Below are 13,687 nucleotides of genomic sequence, written 5' to 3'. Positions count from 1 at the left end.
TGTGGCGTGGAATCAGGCGATGGGCGGTTGGGCAAAGGACGCAACAGGGGCGCCATTTGGTTGCTGCAATGTGTCCATTTCAAATAGGGCTTGGCCGAAAATGCGGGAGGATGCGTCGGCCAGGGCAGGCATCAGGGCAGGCGCGGACTGGATGGCTTGACCACAGCAGGCGTCGCCGCCTGGGCACTCCCGCTCCTGAGTGCAGGTGTCACCTTCAAGGCCGTCTACTACATGCATTTGCTGCATCATTTCGTTATCGCAACAATCCATATCCTGGGACGTGCCGGAGGTTGCCCCGGCGCTTTGTCCCAGCATGGTCGCCAGCAGGAATAGGGTGGCGATGATATGTGCGATCCGTGTCATCGGGCGCAATTTAACCCCGGAGGTTAGTCCAAGGTCAAGCGGCTTTGTTTCACCAATTAGTGACAGGGACGATACCAGGCTGTGATAAATCGGCGCAGACGGTTGCAATTTCCGCTTATGTAGCCTTTGTTTAACCAAGGTTCGCCTATAGTAGGAAAGCCGTACACAACCAACAGGGACAGCAGTGCAGTATGAGTGAACGTGTCGCCATTATCCGAAACCGGTTCGCCGGACAGGGCAAAAGCAGCCTTGTGGACCGGATTGCTGAAAAGCTTCGGCGTGGCGGCCAGCATGTGCGCATGCTGGACACCGAATATGCCGGCCATGCGACCGAGCTGGCGACCAAGATTGCCGCGACAGGCGAGGCCGATGTGATTGTGGCGGCAGGCGGTGACGGCACCATCCGCGAGGTGGCGGAAGGCGCATACGGCCACAAGGTGCCGGTGGGCATCATTCCGGCGGGGTCTGCCAATGTGCTGGCGCGCGAACTCGGCTATATGAAAAGCGGGCAGGTCAGCGCCCGGCATGTGGCCAATGCGCTACTGTCGCGTGACATTGTTGACCTTTACCCCTTTGAGGTGGAGCGCGATGGCCGGGTGCAGCTGGGGCTCTGTTGGGTTGGTGTCGGGTTCGACGCGGAGGTGCTTCGGAATGTCTCGCCAAGCCTAAAGGAAAAGATCGGCCGCGCCTCTTTTGTGCCGGCCATCATTCAGGCACTTGTGGGCGACAGCAGCCTGCCGGATATCACCTGGCATATGCACAGGAACACGAAAGGCACATGTGGCTGGGCGCTTTTGTCAAACATCCGGCGCTACGCCGGGCCGTTCATTGTGACGAAGAAGACCACATACAACAGCCACGGCCTTGCCTGCCTGATGAGCCAGGGGCACGGCGCCTGGCCGCGCATTCTGGACCAACTGGCCATCGGTTTGCGGCGCTTTGACAAGCGCGCGGGTGTTTGGGTCCTGGAAAAGGCAACACTTCATCTGGGCAGTGACCAAACCCCTGTGCAGATGGACGGCGATTTTCTGGGCTTCGGCGAGGTCGCGGTGACACCCAAGAAGCATCCACTGCCGTTCCGCGCCTTCGTGCGCAGGTAGGCACTGAAGGTAGGATGAGGGGCGGCGCACCACCCCTCAGGATTTACCCTTTAAAGCAAATCAAGCTGCATGAAGCCGTCGGGCACGCCCTTCAGGTTCACCGATCGGCCTTCGCGGTCGATCATGGCGCGCACGCGTTGGCGTGTCAGGTTGAGCTGCTCGCTCTGGCCAATCGCCACAGGGCCATCAAACTGGATTTTGATGCGCCACACGGGGCCAAGTTGCCTCGCGCTGCCGTCGGTGCGTTCAAGCGCCAGCACAGTGCCTTCAAACGCGCTGCCCCGGTAGGTACCGCTGGTGCGGTCCCCAACCTGGATGGGTGGGCGGTTTGCATGTACAGTCTCTTGCTGTCGCAACTGGGCCGAGAGGGTGTTCCAGTCCCGGCACCCTTCTTCTTTTGATATGGCCTCCAGAGATTGCGCATGGCTAAGCGTGTGCCCAAGGTCGGACAAATAGGATCGGAGCCGCTTCGCGCGCCCCTTCATCTGGGTAATAAGATCAGTCATCAGTTCGCCTTTCGCGAACGGCAGTTCATTTGGAAACGGGGCCCGCTTTGCCGCCCGTGGCCGTTCGTGATGACGGTTTGGACGAATGATCTCCATTGAAGATCGGATGGTACCGAGAGATCTTCACCATGCCCCTGTGGGGCGCGGGCGGCAGGCGATCCCTGAAAGCCTTGGCAGCCTTGTCTCACAAAAGGCCCAAGGGGTCAATCGTCACGGTACGGTGTCACGATCCATCTTCCCAGTTGCGCGCGCCGGTGATACCGTCAGCCCATCAGGGGAGGAACCATCGATGGCATCACCAAAATTCATGACGGCGCTTGGGCCGGGGCTGTTGTTTGCGGGCGCGGCAGTGGGCACGTCACACCTTGTGCAGTCCACCCGCGCGGGCGCCGTGTTCGGGCTTGGGCTTCTGGCGGTGGTGGTGCTGGCGAATGTCATCAAATATCCCGCTTTCCGGTTCGGCGCCCATTATGCCGCCGCAACCGGCCGCAGCCTGGTGGCAGGCTACCGTGACCTGGGCTGGTTTCCGCCGCTGTTGCTGGGCGCAATTTTGATTTTGGCTGACGGTTTTGCCGTGGCCGCCCTGTCGCTGGTGACCGCGGGCATCGTCAAGGTGGTGTTCGGCCTTGAGGTGTCGATCCTGACGGCTGTGGCGCTTGTGATGGCAGCGGCAGGGGCCTTCCTGATCATAGGCGGCTATCACTGGCTGGAGCGCCTGAACAAACTGTTCATGGCGGTGCTGACAGTCAGCACACTGATCGCCACGGTGCTGGTCCTGCCGAAGGTGGACTGGTCCTTTTATCCTGCTTCCGCGCCGCCCATCGACATGAAGGCCATGCTGTTTGTCGCGGCGCTTGCGGGCTGGATGCCGACGGCGATGGAAAGCTCTATCTTTGCATCGCTGTGGACCGTTGAAAAAGCCAAGGATATGGGGACAAAGCCCAGCCTGGAGGGGGTGCTGGCCGACTTCAACATCGGCTATTGGGGCACGGCAATATTGGCGATCTGTTTTCTGCTATTGGGTGCCGGGATCATGCATTCGGGCGCGGTGGAGCCCGCCGATACCGCCCCTGCCTTCGCCGCCCAGATCATGGCTCTGTACCGCGACACCCTTGGCGCATGGGCCGTGCCGGTGATCGGCATCGCGGCGCTCAGTGTCATGTTTACCACCTGCCTGACGGCCTTTGACGGCCTTGTGCGGGCCTTCGTAGCGGTGGTCGGTTCGCTTCGGGCGCAGCCTCAACCGGATCAGTCCAGATATGAAAAGAAGGCCTATGCGGCCACGCTTCTTGGCTTCCTGGTGGCGGCGTTTCTGCTGCTGTATTTCTTCCTGGGCGGCTTCAAGGGATTTGTAGATTTCGTCACGTCGCTGGCGTTCTTAACGGCGCCGGTGCTGGCCTTCTTCAATCACCGCGTGATGATGGGCAGCAGCGTGCCTGACGGCGATCGCCCGGCACCGTACCTGATGCACTGGAGCCGGGCGGGCATTGCGCTGATGCTACTGTTTGCCGCCGGCTACCTATTCCTGGTTTTCACTTAAGCCCATCTTCTCCAGAAGCGCCTTGTTGCCCATGCCCTTGGCCATGTCCGCAGGCGTGTAGCCGTAACTGCTTTTGATCATGGGGTCTGCGCCCAGGTCCAGAAGCGCCAGGGAAGTCTCGATCTTGCCTTCGCTCAGCGCCCAGGCGAGCGGGGTGGCATTCTCGCGCCCGAGCGGATCAACGTCCGCGCCGGCTTCCGCCAGAAGATGCACCATCTCAGGCTTGCCGCTGAGGCCCGCCATATGCATGGGTGTCAGGTGAAGGGCTGTGGCTTCCGACCGGTGGTTGGCGTCTGCGCCCGCTTCAAGGAGCAGGGTTGCTGTCTCCAGCTGGCCGTCCCGCACGGCTTCCATCAGCGGCGTGAAGCCGATGGCGTCTGGCTGGTCAACCGGCGCGCCTGCGGCCAGCAGCCGTTCAACAATCACGCCATGTCCCAGTCTGGCGGCCAGCGCCAGCACAGGCCGGTCGGTGAAGTCCAGCGTGTCTGCGGGCACGCTCAGCATCAGGGCTTCAGCCACACCGGCGTCGTCGCCCGCTTCAATGGCTTCCACCATGAAGGCCGCGTCAGGGGACGGCATGTCGTGGGACGTGTTGAGCATTTTCACCAGTCCCTGATGACCGCGCCGCATGGCGATTTCCAGTGCGTTGCCGTGGCCGGTCAGGCTGGTGTCGGCATCATGCATCAGGAAAAGTTCGACAAAGTCTTCATAGCCATAATAGGCCGCCCAGTTGATCGCCGGGTCGCCGTTATTGTCTGCCACATTGACGTCTGCGCCATACTCCAGGAGCGTGCCAGCCAGGCCCATGTCCTGCACCTGTACCGCCAGCATCAAGGGCGTCGCGCCCATATAGTCGTCCCACTGCACGTTGGGGTCTGCGCCTTTTTCCAGAAGCGTCTCCACGACAGGTCCCAGCTTTTTCTGGACGGCTCGGAAAAGGGCGCTTGCACCCTTGTCGTCGGTGGTGGCGGGGTTCGCACCTGCGTCAAGGGCCGTCAGCGCGGCCTCACTGTCGCCCGCCATGACGGCATCCATCAGCGCCTTGTCGGTGGCCGCGTCTGCCGATGCGGCGGTGGTGAAGAAAGCAAGAAGGAGGAAGGACAAGCCCAGGCGTTTCATTATGCTACCCCGAAATGATTGTTATTGTGCCGCCAAGGTGCCGCAGGCACGCAGAATTGCCAAGGGATCATTTGGTTTATGAGTATGGCTGGGTGGATGGCCGCGTCAGTCGACCGCCTTCACCAGTTGGCGGTCGAAGAAGCGCAGCAGCTGGTCCAGCCTGCGCCCACGCTTCAATACCTGGCCGTCCATGCCAATGACGCGCCAGGCTCCTTGCTGCTGGCTAAGCGCCGGTTCCTTGATGATGCGGTACAGTGGCATTTCGGACGCCCGCCGGAAAATCGAGAAAACGGCCTGATCGCGCAGATGGTCGATGGCATAGTCGCGCCATTCGCCGGCAGCGACCATGCGGCCATAAACATTCAGAATCTGATTGAGTTCGGGGCGCATGAAATAGACGACCGAGCCTCGTCCCGCCTTTGAGGCGTTTCGAGGGGGCTGCCCCAGAATATGGATGGATGATGCTTCGTCCATGCACTCCTCTTCCTTGCCATTTTGCTGAAAAATGCGGTCAATAGCAAGCCTGGTGCGACAAGGCCCCTTGAATACGGTTGACCCCTTCCTACATGAATGAGATAACAATAAAGCCGATTTCGAGAAAATAATTGAGACGGCAAACGACAACAAAGCGAGGAATTATCCCATGAAACACGCGAATACCGTTCGCCGGAGTGTGTTTGGTCTTGCGCTTGCAAGCCTGACTGCTGCCACCATTCTGACTCCAGCTGCCTCAGCCATGATGGCCATGCATCCTGACCACGCCCAGGAAGTCGTCAATGACCGCGACGTCAAGGATTTCACCAAAATCCGCATTAAGGGTGCGATGGAACTGAAAGTGACAGCAGGCGAAAGCTTCTCCGTGAAGGTTGAAGGTGATGACGACGATGTGGCGCGTCTGGAAAGCTATGTCAGCAGCGGTACGCTGGTGCTCGACAATTCTGACGACGACGACCATGACGGCGACATGCATTTCGATTCTGACGATGTAACAGTCACCATCACCATGCCCAATCTTGAGGAATTTGAGGTGATGGGCGCGGTGGACGCCGAAATGAAGAACCTCAAGAGCGAGAAATTGGTCATCGACCTCAAGGGCGCTGGCTCGATCGAGCTTGACGGCACGTGCGGCACACTGGAAGTCGAGCTGAAGGGCGCAGGCGAAGTGGACGCCGAAGAGCTTGAGTGCGCAGACGTTGAAGTGAGCGTAAAAGGTGTTGGCGAAGCCAAGGTCTTTGCCAGCGAAAGCGTTGACGCTGATGTAAGTGGTATCGGTTCCATCACTGTTTATGGCGACCCCAAGAAGGTACGCCAGAGCGATAGCTGGCTCGGCAAGATCCGCATCAAATAATCCTGGGGAGGGAATTATGAAGAATCTGTTTAAAGCGTCTGCAGCGGCAGCAGCCCTTGCGGTTGGTGCAATGGCCGTACAGGCCGACGATGTGTCTGAAGAAACCCGTGACCTTGGTGCCTTTGACGAAGTGTATCTGATGGGCTCCATGGATGTGGAAATCAAGGTTGGTGGTACGCAGTCTGTCCGCGTTGTGGCCGACAGTGACATCATCGAGCACGTTGAAACCAAGATCAAAGGCGATGGCCTGCGCATCGGCATGGAGCGGGGCAACTACCGCAACATCAAGCGTATGACAGTTTATATCACTGTGCCATCCTTGGACGCGGCCGGTATCCATGGTTCTGGGGATATGCTGGTAGACGGCGCCAAGGCCGACGATTTCGACATGGATATCCACGGCTCTGGTAATGCCACCTTCAATGACCCTGAGTTCGGCAAGCTTGACCTGAACGTGCACGGTTCCGGCGACAGTACCTTTAAGAACGCCAAGTTTGGTGACGTTGACATCAGCGTGCATGGCTCCGGCGACATTGAAATGGACGGCAGCTGCGACGAGATTGAGATCGGCGTACAGGGCTCTGGCGATGTTGAAGTGGATGACCTGACCTGCAAAACGGCGGACGTGACGGTGCAGGGCTCCGGTGATGTATCGGTGCATGCCAGCGAGACCGCCAAAGTTTCCATCCACGGTTCTGGCGACGTTGACGTGCACGGCAACCCTGACAAGCTGCGCACAAATGTGCGTGGTTCAGGCGATATCGAAGTACGCTGACCCGCCAACCCGGCAATTTGAGAGACAAAGGAAACCCCGGCTTATGTCGGGGTTTTTCCGTTCAGGTCTCTTTTGTGTTGCAGCAGCCGGCATCTTCCTGAACCGGTGGGCAGGGTACGGTCCCGTAGGAACAATAGACACAGCAGTCCCCCGGAAGTGGCTTCAACAGTGCGCCGCAACCCGGACAGTCGAAAAAATACTGGCAGGCATCGGTGGGCATCGTGTTTGTTACCTTGTGGCCGCATTCGGGGCAGGTCAGTGTTGACTTAAGCTCAATCATCTAGGTTCCCCTGAATCCGAAAAGGACGAGCAGGTCCTGCTCATAAAAGGGTGCGAGATAGGCGGCGGCCACAAATGCAAACGCAAGGACAAACACGATAACGGTTCTGGTCGTCAGGGTGCTTCTGTTGCGGAGGGCAAGGATGGCAGCCCCCACGATCATGATGACCGCTATGCCGAGAAACGCCTGCCGATATTGCATGAAGAACCCGAGCTGTGCGATCACGCTGCTGCCAACCCCCAGATTGAATAGCACCAGTGGCAACACGCAGCATGAACCGCCGATGATGGCGCCCAGGCTGCCAATCAGGCTGCCGTTGGCAGCCCAAATTGTCTGGTGTGTTTCTGCAGTGTTGTTTCGTTCCAACATGTCTGCCATGATAAAGTCTGTATATAATACAGGCTCAAGGCGAAAATGACATCATCGCAAAAACGTGACTACACAAGGGGCAGGTTGGCCAAAGAAAGCGGCGTCAATCTGGAAACCATCCGTTTTTATGAAAAGATAGGCCTGATGCCGGACCCGCCGCGCACGGCGTCGGGCTATCGGTGCTATTCCATCGATCATCTGAAGCGCCTGAAATTTATCCGAAGGTCTCGCGAATTGGGATTCACCAATAAGGAGGTGCGGACCCTGCTTGAGATGATGGACGGCAGCTATGCCTGTGACGATGTGAAGACACTAGCCCTGTCGCATGCCGGGCAGATTGGGGAAAAAATTGAGGCCTTGTTGAGGTTGAAGTCAGCCCTTGAAGGGTTGGCAGCTGAATGCTCGGGTGGGGAAACACCCGACTGCAAGATCATCGATCATCTTTATGACCTGTGAGTCTTATGGGGTGGCTGGGCTGTCTGGGACCGGCGCGCTTCGGCGGTCCCTTGCTCATAAGTGTCAGGTTTCCATCTAAACCAAGGTTCAGAATCTGCCCTGAAATGGTCATATTTGAGCCCTGCGCCAGCCGCAATGCAGGTCGAATTTTCAATTGTTGGCCTCGACTGGCCCGACCGTTATGCGGAGCGCTGAACCCCTAGCCCCTTATCTTCGCATTGTCCCACGGTCGGGCCAGCATTCCTCCCCAAAAGGCATCAAAAGTGTTCTGCCATCACAAAATGGTTTTCTTACTCGACAATTCCGCACTCGCCGGGCAGGCTAGCGCCAGATTTGGCCCCAAATGACCAGGGCTTGACCATGTGCGATTAAGGGAGAGATACATGAGGCAGCTTTTTGAGCTTTGTGGTCGTGACGAGGAAGTGCGCTTCAGCCCATATGTCTGGCGCATCAGGATGGCGATGAAGCATAAAGGCCTCGACTTTGAAGGCGTAGCCGTTCGTTTCCTCAACAAGCAACCGCTCGAAAGTGCCCAGTCGAAGACCGTGCCGGTGCTGAATGATGATGGCACCTGGGTGAAAGACAGTTTCGACATCGCGCTTTACCTGGAAAAAACCTATCCCGATGCTCCGCTTTTTGGCGGCGCTATTGCCGAAGGGCAGGCCCGGCTTTTGAATGCCTTTATCGATAACACAGTGGTGCGCGGCATCTTCCCCATGATCGTGGCCGATATCCATGCGCGCTTGGACGAAAAGAACGGTGCCTATTTTCGCGAGACTCGTGAAAAATTCCTCGGCTGCAGTCTGGAGGAGGCACAAGCGGGCCGGGACGCGGCACTGCCAAAATTCAGGACGGCGCTCACGCCGATCCGGCATACTCTGATGGCCCAGCCATTCCTGTCGGGCGACGCGCCAGCCTGGGCGGACTATTGTCTGTTCGGGACCTTGATGTGGGCCCGTATCGCCAGTGATTTTGAGTTGCTGGGGGAAGATGATCCGATCCACGAGTGGCGCGAGGGCATGCTGGACATGTTTGACGGGTACGCCCGGGCCGCAAAGCTCGGATACTAGTGTTGAGAAACCTTGCCTTGATCCGCTAGAAACCTTATCTAGCAACGAAGAAGAATGATAGGCCGCGCCCAAGCGGCCGCCGACCGAAGGGGGATATCTGGTCATGGATGTGTTGCTTGAAGCACAGGACCTCAAAAAGCATTTCGGGGCGCTAAAGGCCGTGGACGGCATCTCGCTTTCCGTCAAGAAGGGCGAAGTGCTCGGCTTTCTGGGGCCAAACGGCGCCGGCAAAACCACCACCATGAAGATGCTCACTGGTTTTCTGGCGCCCACCAGCGGGCAGGCTATTGCCTGCGGTGAGACCATCTCAACCGGCAATGTTGCGGCCCGGCGGCGCATCGGCTACCTGCCGGAAGGCGCGCCCCTGTATGGTGATATGACAACCCGCGATTTTCTGGCCTTTGTTGCGGCCGCGCACGGCATTGAAGGCGGTGAAGCGCGCGATGTGGTGGAAAGTGCAGCGGGTGCCGTGCATCTCCATAGCGTGATGGACCAGCGGGTGGAGACGCTATCCAAGGGCTTCAAGCGCCGGGTAGGGCTTGCGGCGGCCATCCTGCATGCACCGGATGTGCTGATCCTCGATGAGCCCACAGACGGGCTTGACCCCAACCAGAAGCACGAAGTCAGGCGGTTGATTGAAGCCATGTCTGTCGACCGGGCGATCATTATTTCCACCCATATTCTGGAAGAGGTGGATGCCCTGTGCCACCGCGCGGTGATCATCAACAAGGGCCGCATCGTGGCTGACGGCACACCGTCAGAGCTGCGGGCCCGGTCCAAATACAGGAACGCGGTTACCATGCTGGTGCCCCGGTCCGAGGCGGAGAAGGCCGCGTCAGCGATGAAATCGATCCGCATGGTGGCGAAGGTTGAAGCCGCAAATGAAGGCGACGACGTGCGCCTGACGGTACTGGCCCGCGACGGGGCGGAAATATCCGATTCCATCGGTGATATAGCCGCTGTCAGCAACTGGAAGGTCAGGCAGTTCTCGGTTGAGGCCGGGCGGCTTGACGATGTGTTCCGCCAAGTAACGGAGGGCCGGTAACATGAAAGCGACGCTGACCATTTTCCGGCGTGAATTCGCCAGCTATTTCGCCACACCGGTGGCCTATGTGTTCCTGGTGATTTTCCTTGTCATGCAGGGGCTGTTCACCTTCTACCTCGGGCAATTCTACGCGCGCGAGCAGGCTGACCTTGTGGCCTTCTTCACCTACCAGCCGTGGCTGTATCTGTTCCTGATGCCCGCCATTGCCATGCGGCTTTGGGCAGAGGAACGCAAAAGCGGCACGTTCGAGCTTCTCTTGACGCTGCCGATCCCCATGGGTTCGATTGTTGTCGGCAAATATCTGGCGGCGGTGGCGTTCGCCGCACTCGCGCTTCTTTTCACGGCGCCCATCTGGATCACGGTCAACTGGCTGGGGTCACCTGATAACGGTGTGATCTTCACCGGCTATATCGGGTCGCTTCTGATGGCGTCGGCTTATTTGGCGATTGGCAGCGCGCTGTCTGCGACCACCAAGAACCAGGTGGTGGCCTTCATTCTGGCGGTCACGGTCTGCTTCCTGTTCCTGGTGTCCGGCCTGCCGATGGTGGTGGACCTCTTTAGTGGCTGGGCGCCGGAAGGCATCACGCTTGCGGTCGCCAATTTCTCCTTCCTCATCCATTTCGACAACCTGCAAAAGGGCGTCGTGTCCTTTGCTGATGTTTTCTATTTCATCGCGGTGATTGCCTTCTGGCTTTGGGTCAACCGGGTTGTGGTTGAAAGCAAGCGGGAGGCAGGATAATGGCCGAAGACAAAAAGCAAGAGCAACAGAGTATGGCGGCAAAAGGCTTCATGAAACGCCCGGGCATCCAGATCCTGATGGGGGCGCTTTTGTTCCTCTCGGTGACGGTAATCGCTGACCGCTACATGCGCGGTGTGCGGCTCGATCTGACAGACGAGGGGCTTTATACGCTCTCAAGCGGCACCATCAAGGCGCTGAAGCAGTTTGATGAGCCGGTGACCCTGAATTTCTATTTTTCCAAATCGCTCGCGGCGCCCTATCCGCAGGTTCTGACCTACGGCAAGCGGGTGGAGGACATGCTGCGTGCGCTCGCGGCCCAGAACCCGTCAAACATTCACCTGTCAGTGATTGACCCTGAGCCCTTCTCGGAAGCAGAAGATGATGCGGTGGCTGCGGGGCTCAAGGGCATTCCGCTCGGCGACGGCTCCACGCTCTATATGGGGCTGACGGCCAGCAACTCCACCGACGGCACGGGCGCAATCCCCTTCTTCTCCGAAGAGCGGGAAAAGTTCCTGGAATATGACCTGGTGAAAATGCTGGTGGGGTTGGACCGTACGGGCCTCAAGACGCTTGGCCTCCTGACCCAGCTGCCAATGCCGTATGGGCCGGGTGGCCCGCAGGCCATGATGCAGGGTCAGGCGCAGCCTTATGTCCTCTATGAGCAGCTCGGTGAAGCCTTTGATCTGGTGGATATCGACCCCGATTTTGAAGCCCTGCCGGACGGCCTGGATGTGCTGATGATCGTGCATCCGCCTGAGCTCACTGAAGACCAGCTTTTCGCCATTGACCAATATGTGCTGAAGGGCGGCCGCACGCTGGTGTTCCTGGACCCGCACTCGGAAGCCATGAACCCGCGCGCCATGGCACCAAGTGCTTCCACGCTCGGACCGCTGCTGCCTGCCTGGGGCGTGACCATGCCGGAAGGCAAGGTGGTGGGTGACGCGTCGCTGGCGCAGCGCGTACAAATGGGCGGCTATGGCCCCGACGCGGTGAAGGATTATATCTTCTGGCTGGCGGTAACGGATAACTTCCTGACCACCGATGACCCGGTCAGCGGGTCGGTCAACAGCCTCAACCTTGCCAGCAGTGGCGTGCTGGAGCCAGCCCCGGAGGCGACCACAAGCGTGCAGCCGCTGATGACCACAAGCTCGGTCGCCATGCTGTATGATGCCTCGCGCGCCGTGGGCATGCCGGACCCGGACAGCCTGATCCGCGATCTGGAACCTGCTGGCCAATCCTATATCCTGTCGGCGCGTATTACCGGCCGTGCGTCAACCGCTTTCCCGGAACGCGCAGCAGCCGAAGGCGGCCCGGTCAAGGACCCGGCGCTCAAGGAAGGCGATGTGAATCTGGTGGTGACGGCAGACAGTGATCTGTTCGATGACCGCTTCTGGGTGCAGCTGCAGCAGTTCCTTGGCCAGCGGATCGTTGTGCCGCTTGCGGGCAACGGCAGCTTTGTCCTCAATATGGCGGACCATATCTCGGGCTCTGACGCGCTTCTGGACCTGCGCGGTCGCGGCATCTCCAAGCGCCCATTCGAGGTGGTGGATGATATCCGCCGTGAAGCCGAGGCCAAATATCTGGCTGAAGAACAGCGCCTTGAAAATGAGCTGCAGGCCACAGAGGACCGCATCGCCCAACTGGAAGCGCAGAAGCCTGAAGGCACCACTGTGCTCTCTGGGGACCAGGAGGCTGAAATCAGCCGTTTTCGCACCCAGCTTCTCGAGACCAGGAAGGCGCTTCGGGAAGTGCAACGGTCGCTCAGGTCTGAAATCGACAGCCTTGGCAACTGGCTGGCGGCCATCAATATCGTGCTGATGCCGCTCATGATCATTGCCTTTGCGCTCATTCGTGTGCTACTGCGCCGCCGACGCCAAGACAATAAGCTTGCCTGATGCGGGCCCAATAACGGAGCTAAAGAGAGAGGCATGTCTGAAAGACTGACCAACATTCTCGGTTATCTCACGCTGTTTGCCATCCTGGGCGCTATCTGGGTGCTGTTCGGTGAAGACCCGACACGCGACCAGGGCGGTAGGGGCGAACCCACCTTCGTGGGGCTGAAGGACAGCATCAATGATGTCGCGGGCCTCAGCCTGACAACCGGCGACAGCAAAGTGACGCTTGAAAAAGCAGATGATACCTGGACCGTCGCCGAACGGAACGGCTATCCGGCCGACCTTGCCAAGGTGCGGGATTTCCTGCGCGGTGTGGCGCTTTCGGAAAGGCGCGAACCCAAAACCGCTGATCCTGACCGGTTTGACCAGATCGGCCTCGGTGGTTCCGGCACGGCCGTGTCGCTCCGGGACGGCAAAGGCGAAACCATGCGGGCTTTCGCCATGGGCAAACAGAGCACCATCGGCAGCGACCGGTCCCTGACCTATATTTTCCAGGACAGCGACACCCGCTCCTGGCTTGTGACGTCGCTTGCCGAAGCGTCCGCTGATCCAGCCTGGTGGCTCAAGAATGACCTTCTGGACCTCAAAGACACGCGGGTGCGTTCCATCAGCCTGGGTGGTACCGTGCTTTCCCGTTCGCTGAACGCGGAAGACTATACGATTGACGGTCTGAAAGACGGCGAGGAAGCTGTGCCGTCCTGGCAGCTGAATGAACCCGCGCGCGTGCTAACGGGCCTCAGCTTTGCTGACGTTCGCCATCTGGGCAATCCGCTGGCGGCACCCAAGCGGCAGGTCGCGCTCGTGACCCACGACGGCCTGCGCCTGATGGTCACGCTCTATGACATGGACGACGCTACCTGGGCCCAGGTGTCAGCCATTCATGACGAGAGCCTGATGAGCGAAGGCGAAGCCGGCCCGCTGCCGGACGCGCCAGCAGACGGCGCGGCTGAAGTAGACGCCATCAACGCCAAAACCCGCGGCTGGTTTTTCAAGCTGGCGGAGGGTGACGCCGAGGTGCTGATGCGCACCCGCGATGCTTTTGTTAAGGCACCAGTGCCTGCTGCCTCTTGATCCGGCGGAAT

16 protein-coding genes are annotated in these 13,687 nt (G+C 59.1%); 10 read left to right on the top strand and 6 right to left on the bottom strand.

Features of this window, described 5'->3' with window-relative positions:
• Positions 1 to 12 precede the first annotated feature (12 nt).
• On the bottom strand, positions 13 to 363 hold the full coding sequence (locus B3Z17_RS05870; RefSeq protein WP_286828958.1) for a hypothetical protein: 351 nt from the start codon (positions 361 to 363) through the stop codon (positions 13 to 15).
• Between the two features lie 191 nt (positions 364 to 554).
• Here B3Z17_RS05870 and B3Z17_RS05865 point away from each other — a divergent pair, with 191 nt between their 5' ends.
• Positions 555 to 1,463, top strand: a complete 909-nt coding sequence (locus B3Z17_RS05865) for a diacylglycerol/lipid kinase family protein (protein ID WP_286828957.1) — start codon at positions 555 to 557, stop codon at positions 1,461 to 1,463.
• Between the two features lie 50 nt (positions 1,464 to 1,513).
• Here B3Z17_RS05865 and B3Z17_RS05860 read toward each other — a convergent pair whose 3' ends face one another.
• A complete protein-coding gene (locus B3Z17_RS05860; protein WP_286828956.1) occupies positions 1,514 to 1,969 on the bottom strand; it encodes a glyoxalase superfamily protein in 456 nt (151 codons plus the stop codon).
• 289 nt (positions 1,970 to 2,258) lie between these two features.
• Here B3Z17_RS05860 and B3Z17_RS05855 point away from each other — a divergent pair, with 289 nt between their 5' ends.
• Positions 2,259 to 3,509: an NRAMP family divalent metal transporter gene (locus tag B3Z17_RS05855; RefSeq protein ID WP_286828955.1), complete on the top strand. Its 1,251-nt coding sequence runs from the start codon at positions 2,259 to 2,261 to the stop codon at positions 3,507 to 3,509.
• Here the strand turns inward: B3Z17_RS05855 and B3Z17_RS05850 are convergent.
• Together B3Z17_RS05850 and B3Z17_RS05845 are read right to left on the bottom strand one after the other, a co-directional pair.
• The gene (locus B3Z17_RS05850) at positions 3,489 to 4,628 is read right to left on the bottom strand and encodes an ankyrin repeat domain-containing protein (protein WP_286828954.1); all 1,140 of its coding nucleotides are present in this window, start codon (positions 4,626 to 4,628) and stop codon (positions 3,489 to 3,491) included. The genes B3Z17_RS05855 and B3Z17_RS05850 overlap by 21 nt on opposite strands.
• A 105-nt stretch (positions 4,629 to 4,733) precedes the next feature.
• Complete coding sequence (locus tag B3Z17_RS05845; RefSeq protein ID WP_286828953.1) at positions 4,734 to 5,102, bottom strand: DUF2794 domain-containing protein; 369 nt, start codon at positions 5,100 to 5,102, stop codon at positions 4,734 to 4,736.
• A gap of 169 nt (positions 5,103 to 5,271) precedes the next feature.
• Here B3Z17_RS05845 and B3Z17_RS05840 point away from each other — a divergent pair, with 169 nt between their 5' ends.
• Together B3Z17_RS05840 and B3Z17_RS05835 are read left to right on the top strand one after the other, a co-directional pair.
• Positions 5,272 to 5,976 carry a head GIN domain-containing protein gene (locus B3Z17_RS05840; protein WP_068308002.1) on the top strand — a complete coding sequence of 235 codons (705 nt, stop codon included), beginning with the start codon at positions 5,272 to 5,274 and terminating at the stop codon, positions 5,974 to 5,976.
• A 16-nt stretch (positions 5,977 to 5,992) separates the two neighbouring features.
• On the top strand, positions 5,993 to 6,751 hold the full coding sequence (locus tag B3Z17_RS05835) for a head GIN domain-containing protein (protein ID WP_068307998.1): 759 nt from the start codon (positions 5,993 to 5,995) through the stop codon (positions 6,749 to 6,751).
• A 61-nt stretch (positions 6,752 to 6,812) separates the two neighbouring features.
• Here B3Z17_RS05835 and B3Z17_RS05830 read toward each other — a convergent pair whose 3' ends face one another.
• Together B3Z17_RS05830 and B3Z17_RS05825 are read right to left on the bottom strand one after the other, a co-directional pair.
• Complete coding sequence (locus B3Z17_RS05830; protein ID WP_074519261.1) at positions 6,813 to 7,031, bottom strand: GDCCVxC domain-containing (seleno)protein; 219 nt, start codon at positions 7,029 to 7,031, stop codon at positions 6,813 to 6,815.
• Complete coding sequence (locus B3Z17_RS05825; RefSeq protein ID WP_286828952.1) at positions 7,032 to 7,409, bottom strand: hypothetical protein; 378 nt, start codon at positions 7,407 to 7,409, stop codon at positions 7,032 to 7,034.
• A 36-nt stretch (positions 7,410 to 7,445) separates the two neighbouring features.
• Between B3Z17_RS05825 and B3Z17_RS05820 the strand changes: the two genes are divergently transcribed.
• The 6 genes from B3Z17_RS05820 to B3Z17_RS05795 all read left to right on the top strand — a co-directional run bounded on the left by B3Z17_RS05820 (position 7,446) and on the right by B3Z17_RS05795 (position 13,676).
• A complete protein-coding gene (locus tag B3Z17_RS05820) occupies positions 7,446 to 7,856 on the top strand; it encodes a MerR family transcriptional regulator (RefSeq protein WP_286828951.1) in 411 nt (136 codons plus the stop codon).
• 383 nt (positions 7,857 to 8,239) lie between these two features.
• Complete coding sequence (locus tag B3Z17_RS05815) at positions 8,240 to 8,926, top strand: glutathione S-transferase family protein (protein ID WP_286828950.1); 687 nt, start codon at positions 8,240 to 8,242, stop codon at positions 8,924 to 8,926.
• A gap of 112 nt (positions 8,927 to 9,038) precedes the next feature.
• Complete coding sequence (locus B3Z17_RS05810) at positions 9,039 to 9,971, top strand: ABC transporter ATP-binding protein (protein WP_068309334.1); 933 nt, start codon at positions 9,039 to 9,041, stop codon at positions 9,969 to 9,971.
• Between the two features lies 1 nt (position 9,972).
• On the top strand, positions 9,973 to 10,710 hold the full coding sequence (locus tag B3Z17_RS05805; RefSeq protein WP_068307986.1) for an ABC transporter permease subunit: 738 nt from the start codon (positions 9,973 to 9,975) through the stop codon (positions 10,708 to 10,710).
• A complete protein-coding gene (locus B3Z17_RS05800) occupies positions 10,710 to 12,605 on the top strand; it encodes a GldG family protein (protein WP_286828949.1) in 1,896 nt (631 codons plus the stop codon). Before B3Z17_RS05805 ends, B3Z17_RS05800 begins: the two co-directional genes overlap by 1 nt.
• 33 nt (positions 12,606 to 12,638) lie before the next feature.
• The gene (locus B3Z17_RS05795; RefSeq protein ID WP_286828948.1) at positions 12,639 to 13,676 is read left to right on the top strand and encodes a DUF4340 domain-containing protein; all 1,038 of its coding nucleotides are present in this window, start codon (positions 12,639 to 12,641) and stop codon (positions 13,674 to 13,676) included.
• The last annotated feature ends 11 nt before the right edge of the window (positions 13,677 to 13,687 follow it).

Source organism: Kordiimonas sp. UBA4487 (assembly GCF_002389025.1).
Classification (GTDB): domain Bacteria; phylum Pseudomonadota; class Alphaproteobacteria; order Sphingomonadales; family Kordiimonadaceae; genus Kordiimonas; species Kordiimonas lacus.
Note: the sequence above shows the minus strand (reverse complement) of the source record. Positions and strands in the feature narration are given on the sequence as shown.